This is a genomic window from Stutzerimonas stutzeri (genome assembly GCF_009789555.1).
GTDB lineage: Bacteria > Pseudomonadota > Gammaproteobacteria > Pseudomonadales > Pseudomonadaceae > Stutzerimonas > Stutzerimonas stutzeri_R.
Map to the genome: position 1 here is coordinate 546,230 of NZ_CP046902.1, position 18,589 is coordinate 564,818.

Below are 18,589 nucleotides of genomic sequence, written 5' to 3' on the forward strand. Positions count from 1 at the left end.
GGCACCCGGCGGTCAGCACCGCCATCCGACCACACGCAGCACATCCGGAGGAGACATGAAGAAAACCGCATCCGCCGTCTGGCAAGGCGACCTGAAAAACGGCAAAGGCACCATCAGCACCCAAAGCGGCGCGCTGAAGGACAACCCCTATGGTTTCAATACCCGCTTCGAGGGCGCGCCGGGCACCAACCCGGAAGAATTGATCGGCGCCGCGCATGCCGGTTGTTTTTCCATGGCACTGTCGATGATGCTCGGCCAGGCCGGCCTTACCGCCGAGCGCATCGACACGACAGCTGAAGTCACGCTGGACAAGGTGGGCGACGGCTATTCGATCACCGCTATCGCGCTGACGCTCAACGCCAGGGTGCCCGGCGCGAGCGAGGACCAGTTCCAGCAGATCGCCAACCAGGCGAAGGAAGGCTGCCCGGTGTCCAAGGTGCTCAACGCGCAGATCAGCCTAAGCGCGACCCTGGAAAACTGATCAGGCTGAAACGAGAACGCCGCCCGATGGGCGGCGTTTTCGTTTCGGACGGATTCCGGCGATCAGCCGCGAATGTTGTAGATGTCCTTTTCGTTCAGCTCGGCGTATTCGTACAGACGCTGGAGATAGGCGCGTTGCTGGTCCCAGACCTTCTTGGCAACCGGATCGGCGGCAGCCGAGGCATCGACCACTTCGGCCGCGACTTCTTTCAGGCGGGCCAGAACGTCATCGGGCAGGCGACGGACTTCGACGCCTTGCTCGCGCAACTGCTCCAGCGCCTCCATGTTCTTGGCGTTGTAATCGTCGAGCATGTCGCCATTGACCGCGCGGGCTGCGGCTCGAACGATGGCCTTGAGATCCTCCGGCAAGGTTTCCCAGGCCTTCAGGTTGACGTCCAGTTCGAAGGTCACGTTCGGCTCCTGCCAGCCCGGCGTGTAGTAATACTTCGACGCCTTGTGCAGGCCCAGCGCCAGATCGTTGTACGGCCCGATCCACTCGGTGGCATCGATGGCGCCGGTCTGCAACGCGGTGAAGATCTCACCGGCTGGCATATTCACGACGGTTCCGCCCATCTTGGTCAGCACTTCGCCGCCCAGGCCGGGCGTGCGCATTTTCAGACCATTGAAGTCGTTGACCGAATTTATTTCCTTGTTGAACCAGCCAGCGGTCTGCACGCCGGTCGCGCCACAGGCCATCGGCAATACGCCGTAAGGTTTGTAGACCTCTTCCCACAGCTCCATGCCGCCACCGCGATGCAGCCAGGCGTTCATTTCCTGCGCGTTCGGGCCGAACGGCAAGGCACAGAAGAATTGCGCAGCCGGCACCTTGCCCTTCCAGTAATAAGGCGCGCCATGGCCCATCTCGGCAGTACCCCGGGAGACGGCATCGAAGACTTCCAGCGCCGGCACCAGTTCCCCGGCCGCATACACCTTGACCGTCAACCGGCCGTTGCTCATCTCATTGACCAGCTTGGCGAAGTTTTCCGCTCCGACACCGACGCCGGGGAAGTTCTTCGGCCAGGAGGTGACCATCTTCCAGTTGAATTTCTCGGTGCTGGCGGTGCCCTCGGGCTTGGCAGCGGTCTCGGCTTCCTTGTTGCAACCGGCCAGGGCCGTAGCGGCCAGGCCGACGCCTGCGGCGGCCAGAATTTGACGACGTTTCATGGGGTAACTCCTTGTTGTTGTAATACTGAATATCGGAATCCCGTACTCAGGTGGTTCTAGCTATCATATGGCTATCTCTGGCTCAAGCGCCGCGACTACGTACAACGACTACGTACGTAGTACTGCCGGTTGCGACACCCTCGTACCGCCGCCTAGAATCGCCGGCCTTCTGGGCCATAACAATAAAGGATCTGCAATGTCGAAACATGCCCCTCCTCTGCTCGGTCTCGCCAGGCTGATCGATGCGGTGAACGCCCGCTTCGGACAGGCTTGCGCCTGGCTGACCCTGTTCCTGGTCCTCGGCACGGCCGTGGTCGTCGTACTGCGCTACGGTTTCGGCATCGGCGCCACCGCCCTGCAGGAAGCCGTCCTATACGCACACGCACTGGTGTTCATGGGCGCCGCTGCCTGGGTCCTGCAGCGCAACGGACATGTACGCGTCGATATCTTCTACCAGCGATTCAGCCCGCGCTACCAGGCGTTGGTCGAACTGTTGGGCACCCTTCTGTTTCTGTTGCCGGTCTGCCTGTTCCTCGGCTGGGCCAGTTGGGATTACGTCAGCAATTCCTGGGCGACGCTGGAAGGTTCCAGCGAATCGGGCGGGCTGAAATTCGTCTTCCTGCAGAAAAGCATCATTCTGGTTCTGGTGGTCTGCCTGATTCTCCAGGGCGTTTCCGAAATCATCAAGGCTGCCTATACCGCCGCCGGACGCCTGCCCGCGCCGGAGGTGAAGCATGGCTGAGTTGATGGCAATACTGCTGTTCGTCAGCATCTGCGCGGCCTTGATGGCGGGCTATCCGGTAGCCTTCACGCTCGGCGGCGTCTCGCTGCTGTTCGCCGGCATCGGCATACTCACCGGCACCTTCGACGGCGGCTACCTGAGCGCACTGCCGAACCGTCTGTTCGGCATCATGAACAACCAGACGATGCTGGCCGTGCCGCTGTTCGTATTCATGGGTGTGATGCTCGAAAAGAGCCGGGTGGCCGAGGATCTGCTCGAATCCATGTCGCGACTGTTCGGCACCCTGCGCGGCGGGCTGGCGATTTCCGTGTGCGTGGTGGGCGCCCTGCTCGCCGCCAGCACCGGCATCGTCGGCGCCACGGTGGTGACCATGGGCCTGCTGGCGCTGCCAACCATGCTGCGCCGCGGCTACGACCCGGCCATTTCCACCGGCACGCTCGCGGCTACCGGCACCCTGGGGCAGATCATTCCGCCTTCGATCGTGCTGGTATTGCTGGGTGACGTAATGTCCAGCGCCTACCAGCAAGCGCAGTTGAAGATGGGCATCTTCTCGCCCAAGACCGTCTCGGTCGGCGACCTGTTCGTCGGCGCGCTACTTCCCGGCCTGCTGCTGGTCGGCATGTACATCCTCTATATCATCGGCGTCGCCGTGCTGCAGCCGAAGAAACTGCCAGCCCTGCCACAGGAAGAGCTCGGTCCGATCGAATGGGGCAAGCTGGTCAACGCACTGGTGCCGCCGCTGCTGCTGATCAGCGCCGTGCTCGGCTCGATCCTCGCCGGCTACGCAACGCCGACCGAAGCTGCTGCGCTGGGCGCGCTCGGCGCCATGATCCTGGCTTTCTACAAGGGCAAGCTGAACTTCGGCCAGCTGCGCGATGTGGCCTACGGCACCACGGAAATCAGCGCCATGGTGTTTCTGATCCTGATCGGCGCCTCGCTGTTCTCGCTGGTGTTCCGCGGTTTCGGTGGCGAAGTGCTGATCGAGGATATCTTCGCGCAACTGCCAGGCGGCGTGCTCGGCGCCTTCTTCCTGGTGATGGTGGTGATTTTCCTGTTGGGCTTCATCCTGGACTTCATCGAGATCACCTTCGTGGTCGTCCCGATCGTCGGCCCGGTGCTGCTGGCCATGGGGCTGGACCCGGTGTGGCTCGGCGTGATGATCGCGCTGAACCTGCAGACCTCGTTCCTTACCCCGCCCTTCGGCTTCGCCCTGTTCTACCTGCGCGGTGTCACGCCAAAATCGGTACCCACCAGCACCATCTACAAGGGCGTCGTACCGTTCATCCTGATCCAGATCCTGTTGCTGGTGATCGCCTACCAGTTCCCTGGCCTGGTCACCTGGCTGCCCGAGCAGGTCTACGGTAAATAGTCCCGCGCAGGCGCCCGTTTCGACGGGCGCCTGCTTTTCGGCGACCTGTTTCGGCGCGATCATAGGCGCGAAGTCATCATCGCCGAGCCCTCATGCACAGCCACTCCTTCAGCCACGCGCAGCTGGCCGAACGCTTTCAGCAGCTCGACGCGTTCTTGCAGCGGCATCAGGCGTTATGGCGTCCGCGCCCCTTCACCTGCCGTCGCATGGGCTGGGAAACGGACCACCCCGAGTTGGCTCGCTGGCTGCGCAACCGCTCTCTGGATGACGCCGAAGCGGCGCACAACCATCCCGCCAGCCTGAAGGCGCCCACCCCGTTCCCACCGCTGGCCGAGCAGGCCACGGCGCTGAGCCACATGGGTGAGCTGCCACGCTCATTGAGCCACGGGGCCGATGCCCGACAGCCAGTCGATGTGCCCGGCCGCAAATGGCTGCAGATTCGCGCATTCGACTCGGCGCTTTCATTCAGCGAGCCGCCGCGACATTGGCTCGACTGGTGCGCCGGCAAAGGCCACCTGGGCCGTCAACTGGCGGCCGGCGGCGGCGCATTGACCTGCCTCGAACGAGACCCGGCACTGGTGACAAGCGGCGCGCGGCTCAGCCAGCGCTTGAATCTAGACGCGACCCATCGCCAACAGGACGTGATGAGCGACAGCGTATGCGCAGCACTCGACCCGACGGTAACGCCGGTGGCGCTGCACGCCTGCGGCGATCTGCATGTACGCCTGATCGGCCTCGGCATCGCCCAGGGCTGCCGCCAGATGGCAATCGCGCCCTGCTGCTACAACCGCATCCAGACCGACCGTTACCAGCCCCTCTCGTCGCTCGCCATGCGCTCGTCGCTGGTGCTGTCGCGCGACGATCTCGGGCTACCGCTCAGCGAAACGGTGACCGCTGGCGCCCGGGAGCGGCGCCAACGCGACCAGTCGATGGCCTGGCGCCTGGGCTTCGACCTGCTGCAGCGCGACCTGCGCGGCATGGACGACTACCTGCCAACGCCGTCGCTGCCGGCAAGCTGGTTGAAGAAAACCTTCGAGCAGTACTGTCGCGACCTGGCTGCATTGAAGCATCTGCCGGAATCGCCTCCACGAGACTGGTCCGCGCTCGAACGAAACGGCTGGCAGCGTCTTGCCGAGGTCCGCAACCTGGAACTGCTGCGCGGCCTGTTTCGCCGTCCACTGGAACTCTGGCTGCTGCTCGACCGCGCACTGCTGCTGGCCGAACACGGCTATGCGGTGAGGCTCGGCACCTTCTGTCCCGTGGAGCTGACGCCACGCAACCTGATGCTCATCGCAGAACTCGACGACCCCCGTGCAAATGCATGAAGGAACTCATGCAAACAACTGGCAACAAACAGTTTACTCGCCGCGAGCAATGGCTATAATGGCGCCCATCTTTTAGCCGGTATAGCTCAGCTGGTAGAGCAACTGACTTGTAATCAGTAGGTCCCGAGTTCGACTCTTGGTGCCGGCACCATATGAAACAACGACTTAGGCTCACCGCAAGGTGGGCCTTTTTTGTTTACGGGATCGCCCCGCGGGATGCGACTCGCGCCTGCGGACGTCTGGGCTCAAACAAACAAAAAAGCCCCGTATCTTTCGATGCGGGGCTTTTCCGCTTGGGCTGGGTCCTGTCCCTTCGGCCGCTTCCAGCGGCAATTCCTTGCGTCCGTCCTGGCGCTTGCGAGTCCTTCGCGGCAGCTTCCTGACAGCCCAATGCGTGGTGGGCTGTGCGCCGTGCTAGGCGGTCAATGACGCGAGCGAACGGGTCACGGACCGGCCAGCAACGGCAGCAGGGTTAAGAGCGGCCATGATGGCAAAAGTTCCACTTTTGGAATGAAAAAGCCATCAGATTAAGGGCAGCGCCATACGCAGGTGACCGTTGCCGCTATTTCGAGCGACGCAGCCCGTCGGAGCACGGTCTTGGCCCGGCCGTGCTGGCCCGGACGGCTTAATGCGGCGTCTCGCTCGTACAGCCCCCGTCAGCGCTGACTATACAGTCGATGACAGCTCTGATGGCCTATCGCCGGGTCGAGGAAGTCAACCGCCATACGGTGCATTTCCATTCGTCGGATGCCGGAACATGCCGCCCGATTCGCGGTCAGCTGTCCGTCGCCACACTCCAGCGCAACTGAAAGGCAATGCTTGCCACCACGGAGCCAGCCTTGAGGAGCCGGGCCACTCGATGACCGCGATCAATACCCTTTTCAACAAGCTCAAGCTCTACCTGTTCAATGCCTCATGGATGATGGCCGAGCGGCTGCTGCATATCGGCGTAGGGTTTCTTACGGCGATCCTGCTGGCGCGGTATCTGGGGCCCGAGCAGTTCGGCATCCTGTCTTATGCGATCTCGATGACGGCGATCTTCGCCTCCGCCGGTCACATGGGCCTCGCCGGACTGGTGGTCCGCGAGGTGGTGAAACAGCCGGAAAAGGTGCCGGAGACCCTGGGCACCACCTTCGTTCTGAAACTTTCCGGGATGACGCTGGGCTTCACCCTGATCTTCATTTATGCGCTGTTGTTCGAAAAAGTCGGTGGCACGGAGTTCTGGATGCTGCTGATCGTCGCCTCGGCGATCTTCTTTCAGACATTCGATGTGGTGGAGTACTGGTTCCAGTCGCAGGTTCAGGCCAAGTATCCGGCCATCGCCAAATCCAGCGCGATCCTGCTTTCAGCCGGACTCAAGCTGCTCCTGGTGTTCAGCGGCGCTGGCGTCGTGGCCTTCGCATTTGCCCATACCGCGCAGTTCGTAATGGCCGCCGCGATCCTGGCGATTCTCTACAAGGGCACCACGACCGTCTCGGTGATGAGCTGGACGGCCAGCTTCGCCAAGGCGAAGGAGCTGCTCAGCCAGGGCTGGATTCTTTATGTCGGTTCGATCTTCGCGGTGATCTACATGAAGATCGATCAGGTCATGCTCAAGTGGATGGTCGGCGCCGAGGAGGTCGGGGTCTATGCGGTGGCCGCGCAACTCTCCGAGGCCTGGTACTTTTTACCGACTGCCATCGTTGCCTCCTTCTTCCCCAAGCTGATCAAGCTCCACGCCGCCGACGCGGTGCGATTCAACCAGCGCTTCCAGCAGTTGTTCGATGTGCTGTTCATTCTCGCCATCGCTGTCGCGGTGTTGGTGACGCTCCTCGCCGGGCCGCTGATTTCGCTGCTGTTCGGCGCTCAATACCAGAACTCTGCCGCGATCCTCACCATCCATATCTGGGCGGGCGTGTTCATCTTCATGCGCGCGGCGTTCAGCCGCTGGATCCTGATCGAAGGCGCGCTGATGTTCTCCCTGGTTACCCAAGGCCTCGGCGCGCTGGCCAACATCGGGCTGAACGCGCTGCTGATCCCGCGATACGGCGGCGAGGGTGCCGCCATGGCGACGCTGATTTCCTATGCGATTGCCTCCTATGCCGCATTGCTGGTGCACAAGAAGACCCGACCGGTGTTCTACATGATGACCAAATCGATGTTCAGCCCTTTCCGTTATGCATTCAGTGCCGCAGGAGCCGCCCGATGAGCCTCAAGTCCTTCGCCAGAGCCCTGCCCGATCCGGTCAAGACCGCGATCAAGGCGACCCGGGACAGCACCGGCCTGGCCCTGGTCCGGCTGTTTTCCAGCAATGGTTTTCTCTCGTCGTTGTATTACTGCTTCATCAGCCGCGAGTTCTACCGCGAACACCGCGCCGTGCTGCTGGGACGCCTGCAGTTCGCCCGGTTGATGCGCAGCAAGGGCGAGAACGATGCCTTTCTGCGGCGCAATGTGCATCGCCTCGAGAAGGGCCTGATCATGCGCCCGCGGCGCAGCACCTTTGCCGAGGACTACATCGGCCCTACGGTTCGTTGCTACGCCGATGCTACCCGGGCGGGCGTCATCAATGGGCAGCAGCGCTGGGCCGGCGATGTGCTCACCGACTATTTCTCCGCGGTCGGCAGCACGCCTCGCATCGACTCGGCCAAGCAGGCTTTCGCCGGCACGCAGAGCGTCGATGAAACCAGCCGCCGTGTGCCCTATCCGCACAGCCAGTTGCCGCAATGCCCGGTCAGCTATGACGAGCTGATGGTGTTGTTCCGCCGCCGCCGATCGGTTCGCTGGTATCTGGACAAGCCGGTCAGCAACGAGCTGATCGAGCAGGCCGTCCGGGCGGCGGCCCTCGCGCCGTCCGCCTGTAACCGCCAGCCGTTTCGTTTTTATGTCAGCAATGACCCGGCCAAGGCCGCCGATGTCGCCAAATGCGCCGGCGGAACCGCAGGGTTCCATGACAACCTGCCCTGCGTGATCGCGGTGGTCGGCGACCTTGGCTGCTATCCGGAGGCGCGCGACCGCCACGTGGTCTATATCGACGGATCGCTCGCCGCGATGCAGCTGATGCTGGCGCTCGAGAGCCTCGGCCTGTCCAGTTGTTCGATCAACTGGCCGGACGTGGAGGCAAAGGAACGCCAACTGGCGAAAAAACTGGGCCTGGCCTATTACGAGCGCACGGTGATGCTGCTCGCGGTGGGTTATGCCGATCCAACTGGAGGGATCCCCTATTCGGACAAGAAGACCGAGAAAGACTTGATCGTATACAACTGAGGTAAGCGATGATTATCGAGATCAGAAAGGCAGGCTTCGTCAATAAAGGCGCTGAGCTGATGTTGCATGCGGCATTGCAGAAACTGAAGACCCGGTATCCCGACGCTACCTACGTCATGGCACCGACACCGAAAAAGGCCGAACAGCCATTTCGCAAGCTCGTGCAGTTGGGCTTTTATCCCAAGGCATGGCTGTGGCGCTACGGCATCCAGTGGGGTGGCCTGGCGAACTTCGCGCCCCGCCCGCTACGCGAGATGTACGGCGTGGTGCTGGACCGGGAAGTCGATGTGGTCATCGACGCCGCCGGTTTCGCCTACAGCGACCAATGGGGCGAAAGCCCTTGCGCGGAGTTGGCGCAGTCGACCCGGCGCTGGAAGAAGAACGGTACCCGCGTGATTCTGTTGCCGCAGGCGCTGGGCCCGTTCGAATCGGAAAAGAACCAGGCGGCAATGAAAACCGTGGTGAAGAACACCGACCTGATCTTTCCTCGCGAACGCATATCCTATGAACACCTGACGAAGCTGGTCGGCGAGCAGCCCAAGATCAGGCAATCGCCGGATTTCACCAACCTGGTCACCGGGGTGGTGCCGCCAGGCTTCGATGCCGAGCAGAACCGTTTCTGCATCGTTCCCAACTGCCGGATGCTGGACAAGACCGATCAGCAGACACGCGAGGCCTATCTGCCGTTTCTGGTGACATGCACGCGCTATCTGCTGAAGAAAAACGCCAAACCCTTCGTACTGGTGCACGAAGGCAAGGACGACCAGCGGCTGGCCGAACAGCTGTCCGCCGCGGTGGGCGGCATTCCGATCATCCAGGAGAGTGGCGCGCTGGCGATCAAGGGCATCCTCGGCGCTTGCAGCGGCACGCTGGGCAGCCGCTTCCATGGTCTGGTCAGCGCCTTGTCGCAAGGCGTACCGGCGTTGGCGACCGGTTGGAGCCACAAGTACCAGATGCTGTTCGAAGACTATGGTTTCCCCGATGGACTGGTCGAAGTCACCACGGACGAGGCGCAGATCGAACGCAAGATCGATCTGGTCACCGACGACGCCGCGCGGATCAAGGCGTTGATCGAGACTCGCACCGAGCAGCTCAAGCAACAATCCGAGCAGATGTGGCAGGAGGTCTTCGCCGTGATCGACCAATGCGACCGCAGCCGCCAGGCTCGGCACGAAACGGTGGGCGCGGCCTGAATCGCTCGCCGCGCCGCTTGCAGCGAGAGCGAGCGGCGTCGCGTTACACGGGCCTCGCCTAACCGGCCGAAGCGCCGTTGCGGCGGTCCTGAAGGAGGCCAAAGAGCAGATAAAGCCCACCCATCAGGTAGGCGCTGCCGCCGAACGCCAGCATGATCACGCCGCCCAGATGCTGATCCTCCAGCGCACTCAAGCCTGACGCAGCAGAGCCGCCGTGATCGAACAGCGGTCGACTGGACAGGGTCAGCAGCACGCCAAGCAATGTCATGTGCATGGACGTCAGCAACAGGCCGGCGATGCCAGCCAATGCGCGACGGCCTTCACCGCCGAGCGCCGCAAGCCATACCAGTAGCCCGACGAACAGGTAGCTGCCTTGCTCCAGCCATTGCGCGGCCGGGACGGTGCGGGCCGCGTGATGCAATGCCGGTACGTGCCAGGCCCATACGACGAAAAGCTCGATGACCGAGGCCAGAATCGGTGAGAACAACATGGGGACTCGACCAGAGAAGTCCAGCCGACCTCCAGCAAGACCCATCGCCAGCAACGGCGCCGCAACGGCTACGACCATCACGTGCATCAACATGTGCCCGACGAACAGCCGATCGGCCATTGCCGGCAGCGGACCGAGCCAGACGGCCATCAACGTGCTCAGGCCAAGCATGAGCGACAACCTGCGCCAGATCATGCGCAACGCTGGATGAAGGCACCGCGCAACGCGACCGCAGCCACGGCAACCGGCAAGGCCGGAGGCCGCTTGACGCGGTGTCGGCACCGCCGCGCGCTCGGGTGGTCATGACGCGGATGAAGGGGCATGGTCCGGCTCGTCGAAGGTCTCGTTCGTGTGACCTTCGCACAAGTCGAAAAGTCAGCCGATGACCCTGCCCGCTTCATCCGCTCGCAGCCTCAAGGGCGTGCGGAGCTTTCGATCCGCTCGACCGCGTCGGGTGCTTCGCGATGCGTCGTGATGCCGATGCGCCGCAAGTACCAGAGATAGGCCAGATGGGAGCAGCCCCAGCCAAGCAGCACCCCGAGCGTATTGGCCAGCATGTCGCCCAGCGATGCCCAGCGGTTGGGTAGAAAGCTCTGGGCCATCTCGATCAGCAGCGCGGCGCAGAGACTGGTGACGATGACCCAGACCACGCGCCACTGCGAGAACGCCAGCCGCAGCGTAAAGGTGAGCGCGGCGAAGCCCAGCATATGATGCAGCTTGTCCTGCTGGTCGAAAACCTGAGGCACCGGCTCGGGCCGCAGTCCGCTGTAAAGGATGACCGCCAGGACCACCAGGAACGGCACGACACGCAAATGATTCATAGACAAAACGGACACTCTCGCAGTGATCGAAATGGGCGTATGGCTGGCAGGGCCCGAACGGGCTGAACTAAGGGAGCGTCGAACCGGTGGCGAAAAATAGCAGACGCACGAGCCATGGCGTACCGACCAGGGCTACCGGTTGCACGCTATGGAGGGCGATTGGCGCCGATAGTTCGACCGTGGCTGTAACAAATTGCACAGGCGGTTGACCGGGCCGCACGTTTCGCCTGGCATCTGCGACACATTAAACGGAGCCGCGATCGCAGGGTCCGAACTGATAGGATCAGGAAAAAGCTGCGACCTCCAGGCATCGCCTCGACGGTGCACGCAACACGGGGAACCACTTTGACGCATGCCATTTCGCCGCCCGGCAGTCTACGGCGGCACCTGAACAGTGACACCCAGGCCGCCACCTTGACAATCGGCGGCGATTGGTCATTGAAGCACTACGCGGCCTTGCGGCGTGAGGTCGAGCGGGTCCGTCGCCAGGTTACCGAAGCCGATCAGGTCGACCTCAACGCTGTCGGTGAACTCGATACCGCCGGCGCCGGACTGCTGGTCGAACTGCTCGGGCCGGCACGCGTCGCGCGCCTGCAGGATTGGGCGCCGCAGTTACCCGCGGAACGGCAAGCACTGCTGCGCACCGTCGCCGCCGCGCTGGACAAGCCGCAGGCCAGGCAGACACCCGAGACCAACGGGCTGGCCGACGTGCTGGCTCACGTTGGCCGCACCGTTGCCAGCGTCTGGAACCAACAACGCACCCTGCTCGGCTTTATCGGCCTGACCCTGCAGACACTGTGCGCGGTGGTGCTCAACCCGAGGCGCTGGCGCGTGACGGCGCTGGTTGCGCATATCGAACAGACCGGCCTGGACGCCATCCCGATCGTCGCGCTGCTGACCTTCCTGGTCGGCGCTGTCGTCGCCTTCCTCGGCGCCACGGTGCTGGCCGATTTCGGCGCGACCATCTATACGGTCAATCTGGTAGCCTTTTCCTTCCTGCGCGAATTCGGCGTGCTGCTGGCTGCGATCCTGCTGGCCGGACGCACCGCCAGCGCCTTCGCCGCGCAGATCGGTGCCATGAAAGCCAACGAGGAGATCGACGCCATCCGCGCCCTGGGCCTCAGCCCGATCGAGCTGCTGGTATTGCCGCGGGTACTGGCGATGCTGATTACACTGCCGATCCTCACGTTCATCGGCATCCTCAGCGGCATCATCGGTGGGTTGACGGTCTGCGCGCTGGCGCTGGATATATCGCCGGCGATGTTCTTCACCATTCTGCAGCGCGACATACCGCTCAACCATTTCCTGGTGGGGATCGGCAAGGCACCGGTGTTCGCCTTCCTGATCGCGGTGATCGGCTGCCTGGAAGGCTTCAAGGCCAGCGGCAGCGCACAGTCGGTGGGCGAGCACACGACCTCGAGCGTTGTGCAGTCCATCTTCATGGTGATTTTGCTCGACGCTGTCGCCGCCTTGTTTTTCATGGAGATGGGCTGGTGATGACGAACGAACCCGTGATCCAGGTCCGCGGCCTGGTGAACCGCTTCGGCAGCCAGGCGGTGCACGTCAACCTCGACCTGGACATCCGCCGCGGCGAGATCCTCGGCGTTGTCGGTGGCTCCGGGACCGGCAAGTCGGTGTTGCTGCGCAGCATCGTCGGCCTGCGCCGGCCGAACGCCGGCAGCGTCAGGGTGTTCGGCGAGAACCTGCTGAAGCTGCCGCCCCGACGACGCTCGGAAATCGAGCGACGCTTCGGGGTGCTGTTTCAGCGAGGGGCATTGTTCACCTCGCTCAACCTGCAGGAAAACGTCGCCCTGCCGCTGATCGAGCACATCGGCCTCAAGCGCGCCGATGCCGAGCACCTGGCGCGACAGAAACTGGCGCTGGCCGGCCTGCCGCCGGACGCGGCCTGCAAGTACCCGGACGAGCTATCCGGGGGTATGGTCAAGCGCGCCGCCCTGGCGCGCGCACTGGCGCTGGACCCCGAAGTGCTGTTTCTCGACGAACCGACCGCTGGGCTCGACCCCATCGGCGCAGCGGCTTTCGACCAGTTGATCCTGACCCTGCGCGATGCGCTGGGTTTCAGCGTGTTCCTGGTCACGCACGACCTGGATACGCTCTACACCATCTGCGACCGCGTTGCGGTGCTGGCGCAAAAGCGTGTGCTGGCGGTCGATACCCTGGAAGCGGTGGCCGCCACCGACGACGACTGGATTCGCGCTTACTTCCACGGCCCCCGCGGTCGAGCCGCGCACCAGGCCGCGCTCAAGCTGGAGACACCCTGAATGGAAACCCGTGCTCATCATGTCCTGATCGGATTGTTCACCGTGATTGCGGTCGGTGGCGCATTGCTGTTCGCGCTGTGGCTGGGCAAATCCAGCATCGATCGCGAATACAGCTATTACGACATTGGCTTCAGCCAGGCGGTCAGCGGACTGTCCAGCGGCAGTTCGGTGGAGTACAGCGGCATCAAGGTTGGCGATGTCACCCGGTTATGGCTGGAGCCCGATGACCCGCGCAAGGTCCGCGCACGCATACGCGTCTATGGCGATACGCCGATCAAGACGGACACCCAGGCACGCCTGGCACTGGCCAACATCACCGGCAGCATGATCATCCAGCTGCACGGCGGCACACCGCAGAGTCCGCGTCTGGAGGGGGACGCGGACAACCCACCGCTGATCGTCGCCGACCCTTCCTCGCTCAGTGCGTTGCTGGAAAACGGCGAAGACCTGATGAGCAATATCAACAACCTGCTGGTCAGCGCCAATGAGATCTTCTCGCAAGAGAACACCGCACGTCTGAGCCGTACCCTGGAACATCTGGAGCAGGCCACCAGCGTGCTGTCGGACCAGCGCGGCGACCTGGCCCAGACGCTGCAGCAGTTCAATCAACTGAGCCAGCAGGCCAATACCGTCATGGCCGACCTGTCGAGCCTGGCGCGCAACGCCAATGGCCTGCTCGATGAGCAGGGGCGCAGCGTGCTGGACAGTGCCGCGCATTCGATGACCGCGCTGGACCGCACCACCGCCCGGCTGGATAGCCTGCTCGCCGAGAATCAGGGCGCGCTGCACAACGGTATGCAGGGCTTCAACGAACTGGGCCCCGCGATCAACGAGTTGCGCTCGACCCTTGGCGCCTTGCGCCGTGTGACACAGCGCCTGGAAGACAATCCGAGCGGGTTTCTGCTCGGGCGAGAGAAACTGCAGGAGTTCACCCCATGAGCCATCGCCTTTCCCTGCCCCGCCTCGCCCTGGTCGGATTGCTCGCAACGCTCTCGGCGTGTTCGATACTGCCTGACTCGGAACCGTTGCGAATCTTTCTTCTGCCCACCACGACACCGCCGCCGCAGAGCGACGAGCCGACGCTGCACCATGCATTGCGCATCAACACCCCACAGGCCAGCCGCATCCTGTCCGGCCCGCGCATCGCAGTGGTCCCGCAGGGCAACCAGATCAGCGCCTATCAAGGTGCCCGCTGGAGCGATGCGGCTCCGGTCCTGCTGCGTGACCGTCTGATCGAAGCTTTTCAGCGCGACGGCCGGATGCCCTCGGTGAGCAACGAAGACGTCAATCTCTACGCCGATATTGGCCTGCACAGCGACCTGCGGGCCTTTCAGAGCGAATACGTCGATGGCAAGCCAGAGGTACTGATTCGGCTCGACGCTCGACTGGTCAACAGCGAAACCCAGCGCACCCTGGCCAATCGACGGTTCGAGGTTCGCCAGCCGAGCGTCGATCCCCGTGTCGAAAGCGTCGTTGAGGCGTTCGGACAAGCCAGCGACACCCTGAGCCGCGAGGTACTCGAATGGACCCTTTCGCACGCCCGTCGGTCGCCCTGAACCGCCGCAGTGACGGGGTATCAGCGGCAATATTGATCCAGATGAACGCGCAACGGTTGGGAACCACCTAGGATTGACGGACCATTCGTTCAGTCGGAGCGCTTCAATGAACCAGGCACGCCTTCGGACACTGCTCAAACCCTTGGCGATACTCGGCGTGCTTGCGATCGTCGGCGCGCTGCTCTGGGCCGAGTTGCGCCCACGCGGCCTGGCCGAAGGTTTCGTCAGCGGCAACGGACGCATCGAGGCGACCGAAATCGACATCGCCACCAAGACGGCGGGTCGGGTTATACAGATCGAGGTCGAGGAAGGCGACTTCGTCCAGCCCGGCCAGGTTCTCGCGCGGATGGACATCGAGGTGCTCAACGCCCAGCTGAATCAAGCGAGCGCCCAGGTCCGCCAGGGCGAAAATGCCGTACTCACCGCCCAGGCCACCGTGGCCATGCGCGAAAGCGAGCGAGCCACCGCCGAGGCCGTGGTGACCCAACGCCGCGCCGAACTGACCGCTGCGCAGAAGCGCCATCAACGTACCGAAACGCTGGTGGCACGCAACGCCATGGCGCGCCAGCAACTCGATGATGACCTGGCCGCGATGCAGAGCGCCCAGGCCGCACTGGCAGCGGCGCGTGCACAGGTACTGTCCGCCGATGCCGGCATCGCCGCGGCGAAATCCCAGGTGATCGAGGCGCAATCGGCGGTCGAAGCGGCCCGCGCGAGCGTCGAGCGCCTGCAGGCCGATATCCGCGACAGCGAATTGAAGAGCGATCGCGTGGCACGCGTGCAGTATCGGGTGGCGCAGCCCGGTGAAGTTCTGGCGGCGGGCGGCAAGCTGCTCAACCTGGTGGACCTGGCGGACGTCTACATGACGTTCTTCCTGCCCGAACGTCAGGCCGGTCGAGTCGCCATCGGCGCCGAGGTACGCATCGTGATCGACGCGGCGCCGCAGTACGTGATTCCAGCCAGCGTCAGCTATGTGGCGAGCGTCGCCCAGTTCACACCGAAAACCGTGGAGACCGAAAGCGAGCGCGAGAAGCTGATGTTCCGGGTCAAGGCCCGTATCGATCCCGAACTGCTCAAACGCCACATGGAACAGGTCAAGACCGGCCTGCCGGGAATGGCTTATCTCAAGCTCGACAGCGATGCCGAATGGCCCGCCAACCTTCAGATCAATGTCACACCATGAGCGAACCCCTGGCCAGTGTCGCGCAGCTTTCAGGGGTCGTCCTGGAGTACGGCAAGACCCGCGCGCTGGACGACCTGACACTGACCGTGCCGGCGCACTGCATGGTTGGTCTGATCGGTCCCGATGGCGTCGGCAAATCCAGTCTGCTGGCCCTGATCGCGGGTGCGCGCAAGATTCAGCAGGGCGAAATCCAGGTTCTCGGTGGCGACATCGGCGACGCCCATCACCGCCGCGAAGTCTGCCCGCGCATCGCCTATATGCCGCAAGGGCTGGGCAAGAACCTCTATCCGACGCTGACCGTTTTCGAGAACCTCGAATTCTTTGGCCGCCTGTTCGGTCAGGCCGCTGATGAACGTCAATGGCGCATCGCCGAACTGACGCGCAGCACCGGCCTTGCACCCTTCGTCGATCGTCCGGCGGGCAAACTGTCTGGCGGCATGAAGCAAAAGCTCGGCCTTTGCTGCGCACTGATCCACGACCCGGACCTGTTGATCCTCGACGAGCCAACGACCGGCGTCGATCCGCTGTCACGCAACCAGTTCTGGGAATTGATCGAACATATCCGCGAGGGCCGTCCGCAGATGAGCGTGCTGGTGGCCACCGCATATATGGACGAAGCACAGCGCTTCGACCATCTGCTGGCGATGGATGCCGGACGCGTTCTCGCCATGGGCAGTCCGGACGAGCTGCTCGCGCGCACCGGCAGCGAAAATCTGGAGGAAGCCTTCATCCAATTGCTGCCGGAAGCGAAACGCAGCCAGCACAAGGAATTGCAGATTCCACCCCGCGAACACAGCGACGGCGTCGCCATCGAAGCCCACGGGCTGACCATGCGTTTCGGCGATTTCGTCGCGGTGGATCACGTCAACTTTCGCATCGAGCGTGGGGAAATCTTCGGCTTCCTCGGCTCCAACGGCTGCGGCAAAAGCACCACAATGAAGATGCTCACCGGCCTGCTACCAGCCAGCGAAGGCGATGCCTGGCTGTTCGGCAAGCCCGTCGATCCACGTGACATGCATACCCGCCAACGCGTGGGTTATATGTCCCAGGCATTTTCGCTGTACAGCGAGCTGACGGTCCGGCAGAACCTCGATCTGCATGCCCGGCTGTTTCATCTGCCAGCCGACCAGCGCAAACCCCGCATCCAGGAGATGCTTGAGCAGTTCGACCTGCTCGGCGAGTCCGACAGCCTGCCCCCGGCGCTCCCGCTCGGTGTGCGCCAACGTCTGTCGCTGGCGGTGGCGATGATCCACAAGCCGGAAATCCTGATCCTCGACGAACCCACCTCGGGCGTCGACCCGATTGCCCGTGACGGGTTCTGGGAAATGCTCGTTCAGCTTTCGCGTGAAGAAGGCGTGACCATCTTCATTTCCACCCACTTCATGAACGAAGCGTTGCGTTGCGACCGTATCTCACTGATGCATGCGGGCAAGGTCCTGGATAGCGATACGCCTCAGGCGCTGATGAAAAAGCGTGGCTTACCGACGCTGGAAGCCACCTTTATCGCCTATCTCGAAGACGCCATGGCACAAAGCGCCGACGCCGAATCCCAGGCCAACGCGAACACGGCCGAGGTTGCCCGCCCGGCAACGGTCGCGACGAGTGCGCAACTGCAGTCGCGTTTCAGCTTGCGCCGCCTGCTCAGTTACACCCGCCGAGAATCCATGGAGCTACGCCGCGACCCGATCCGCGCGACGCTGGCCATGCTGGGCACCGTGATGCTGATGTTCATCATGGGCTATGGCATCAGCATGGATGTCGAGGATTTGACCTACGCGGTGCTGGACCGCGACCAGACCACCACCAGCCAGGCCTACACGCTGAACATCAGTGGCTCTCGCTATTTCATCGAGAGGCCGCCGCTGAGCAGCCACGCGGAACTGGACGCACGAATGCGCAGCGGCGAGATCAGCATGGCCGTCGAGATACCGCCGGGCTTCGGTCGCGACCTCAAACGCGGCGCCGCGCCTCAGGTCGGCATCTGGATCGACGGCGCGATGCCCATGCGCGCCGACACCATCAAGGGCTACGCACAGGGCCTGCATCTGAGTTATCTACAGGAACTGGCGCGCAGTGCCGGGATGCCGAGCAGCGGCCTGGCCGATGTCGCCGTGCGCTTTCGCTACAACCCCGATGTGCAGAGTCTGCCGGCAATGGTCCCGGCGATGATTCCGATTCTGCTGATGATGATCCCGGCAATGCTCACCGCACTGGGTATCGTGCGCGAAAAGGAACTCGGTTCGATCACCAACTTCTACGTGACACCCGTCACCCGGCTGGAATTTCTGATCGGTAAACAACTGCCCTACATTGCACTGGGGATGGTGAACTTCACGACCCTGATGCTACTGGCTGTGTTCGTCTTCGGCATTCCGATCAAGGGTAGCCTGCCGACGCTGATCATCGGCGCGCTGCTGTATGTCACCTGCGCCACCGGCCTGGGTCTGCTGATGTCGTCGGTGTTGAACAGCCAGATCGCGGCGATCTTCGGCACCGCCATCGCCACCCTGCTGCCCGCTGTGCAGTTTTCCGGCCTGACTTATCCGGTCTCGGCCCTTGAAGGGGCCAGTGCCTTCTTTGGCCAGATCTATCCGACCAGCCACTTTCTGATCATCAGCCGTGGGGTATTTTCCAAGGCGCTGGGGATGAGTGATCTGTACGGGTATTTCATCCCATTGCTCCTGGCGATTCCGCTGCTGACCCTGCTCAGCGTCGCCGGCTTGCGCAAGCAGGAAAAATGA

Annotated in this window: 16 protein-coding genes and 1 tRNA gene; 14 read left to right on the forward strand and 3 right to left on the reverse strand. The window is 62.9% G+C overall.

Going from position 1 to position 18,589, the window contains the following annotated elements; translation table 11 throughout:
- Positions 1 to 55: 55 nt before the first annotated feature.
- Complete coding sequence (locus GQA94_RS02445; RefSeq protein WP_158186577.1) at positions 56 to 481, forward strand: OsmC family protein; 426 nt, start codon at positions 56 to 58, stop codon at positions 479 to 481.
- A gap of 62 nt (positions 482 to 543) precedes the next feature.
- Here GQA94_RS02445 and GQA94_RS02450 read toward each other — a convergent pair whose 3' ends face one another.
- Positions 544 to 1,644 (reverse strand): TRAP transporter substrate-binding protein, encoded by a 1,101-nt coding sequence (locus GQA94_RS02450; protein WP_158186578.1) that lies wholly within the window; start codon positions 1,642 to 1,644, stop codon positions 544 to 546.
- 196 nt (positions 1,645 to 1,840) lie between these two features.
- Between GQA94_RS02450 and GQA94_RS02455 the strand changes: the two genes are divergently transcribed.
- The 7 genes from GQA94_RS02455 (at position 1,841) to GQA94_RS02485 (ending at position 9,516) form a co-directional block, all read left to right on the forward strand.
- Entirely contained in the window at positions 1,841 to 2,386 is a 546-nt protein-coding gene (locus GQA94_RS02455; protein ID WP_158186579.1) for a TRAP transporter small permease subunit, read from the forward strand.
- Positions 2,379 to 3,755 carry a TRAP transporter large permease gene (locus GQA94_RS02460; RefSeq protein WP_158186580.1) on the forward strand — a complete coding sequence of 459 codons (1,377 nt, stop codon included), beginning with the start codon at positions 2,379 to 2,381 and terminating at the stop codon, positions 3,753 to 3,755. The genes GQA94_RS02455 and GQA94_RS02460 overlap by 8 nt, the downstream gene beginning before the upstream one ends.
- A gap of 92 nt (positions 3,756 to 3,847) precedes the next feature.
- Positions 3,848 to 5,080, forward strand: coding sequence for a methyltransferase (locus GQA94_RS02465; RefSeq protein ID WP_158186581.1), 1,233 nt, complete (start codon positions 3,848 to 3,850; stop codon positions 5,078 to 5,080).
- A 75-nt stretch (positions 5,081 to 5,155) separates the two neighbouring features.
- Positions 5,156 to 5,231 (forward strand) — tRNA-Thr (locus tag GQA94_RS02470).
- Between the two features lie 708 nt (positions 5,232 to 5,939).
- Complete coding sequence (locus tag GQA94_RS02475) at positions 5,940 to 7,268, forward strand: flippase (RefSeq protein ID WP_158186582.1); 1,329 nt, start codon at positions 5,940 to 5,942, stop codon at positions 7,266 to 7,268.
- On the forward strand, positions 7,265 to 8,323 hold the full coding sequence (locus tag GQA94_RS02480) for a nitroreductase family protein (protein ID WP_158186583.1): 1,059 nt from the start codon (positions 7,265 to 7,267) through the stop codon (positions 8,321 to 8,323). The genes GQA94_RS02475 and GQA94_RS02480 overlap by 4 nt, the downstream gene beginning before the upstream one ends.
- 8 nt (positions 8,324 to 8,331) lie before the next feature.
- Positions 8,332 to 9,516, forward strand: a complete 1,185-nt coding sequence (locus GQA94_RS02485) for a polysaccharide pyruvyl transferase family protein (RefSeq protein WP_158186584.1) — start codon at positions 8,332 to 8,334, stop codon at positions 9,514 to 9,516.
- A 58-nt stretch (positions 9,517 to 9,574) separates the two neighbouring features.
- Here the strand turns inward: GQA94_RS02485 and GQA94_RS02490 are convergent, their stop codons facing one another.
- Both GQA94_RS02490 and GQA94_RS02495 read right to left on the reverse strand, forming a co-directional pair.
- Positions 9,575 to 10,177: a cytochrome c oxidase assembly protein gene (locus GQA94_RS02490; RefSeq protein ID WP_233270209.1), complete on the reverse strand. Its 603-nt coding sequence runs from the start codon at positions 10,175 to 10,177 to the stop codon at positions 9,575 to 9,577.
- 242 nt (positions 10,178 to 10,419) lie between these two features.
- Positions 10,420 to 10,827, reverse strand: coding sequence for a VanZ family protein (locus GQA94_RS02495; protein ID WP_158186586.1), 408 nt, complete (start codon positions 10,825 to 10,827; stop codon positions 10,420 to 10,422).
- A gap of 387 nt (positions 10,828 to 11,214) precedes the next feature.
- Here GQA94_RS02495 and GQA94_RS02500 point away from each other — a divergent pair, with 387 nt between their 5' ends.
- The 6 genes from GQA94_RS02500 to rbbA all read left to right on the forward strand — a co-directional run bounded on the left by GQA94_RS02500 (position 11,215) and on the right by rbbA (position 18,589).
- Positions 11,215 to 12,324 (forward strand): MlaE family ABC transporter permease, encoded by a 1,110-nt coding sequence (locus GQA94_RS02500; RefSeq protein WP_233270242.1) that lies wholly within the window; start codon positions 11,215 to 11,217, stop codon positions 12,322 to 12,324.
- Entirely contained in the window at positions 12,324 to 13,109 is a 786-nt protein-coding gene (locus GQA94_RS02505) for an ABC transporter ATP-binding protein (protein ID WP_158186587.1), read from the forward strand. The genes GQA94_RS02500 and GQA94_RS02505 overlap by 1 nt, the downstream gene beginning before the upstream one ends.
- Positions 13,110 to 14,048 carry an MlaD family protein gene (locus GQA94_RS02510; RefSeq protein ID WP_158186588.1) on the forward strand — a complete coding sequence of 313 codons (939 nt, stop codon included), beginning with the start codon at positions 13,110 to 13,112 and terminating at the stop codon, positions 14,046 to 14,048.
- The gene (locus GQA94_RS02515; protein ID WP_158186589.1) at positions 14,045 to 14,665 is read left to right on the forward strand and encodes an ABC-type transport auxiliary lipoprotein family protein; all 621 of its coding nucleotides are present in this window, start codon (positions 14,045 to 14,047) and stop codon (positions 14,663 to 14,665) included. The genes GQA94_RS02510 and GQA94_RS02515 overlap by 4 nt, the downstream gene beginning before the upstream one ends.
- Positions 14,666 to 14,771: 106 nt before the next feature.
- Entirely contained in the window at positions 14,772 to 15,848 is a 1,077-nt protein-coding gene (locus GQA94_RS02520) for an HlyD family secretion protein (RefSeq protein ID WP_158186590.1), read from the forward strand.
- The gene (gene rbbA / locus GQA94_RS02525; protein ID WP_158186591.1) at positions 15,845 to 18,589 is read left to right on the forward strand and encodes a ribosome-associated ATPase/putative transporter RbbA; all 2,745 of its coding nucleotides are present in this window, start codon (positions 15,845 to 15,847) and stop codon (positions 18,587 to 18,589) included. Before GQA94_RS02520 ends, rbbA begins: the two co-directional genes overlap by 4 nt.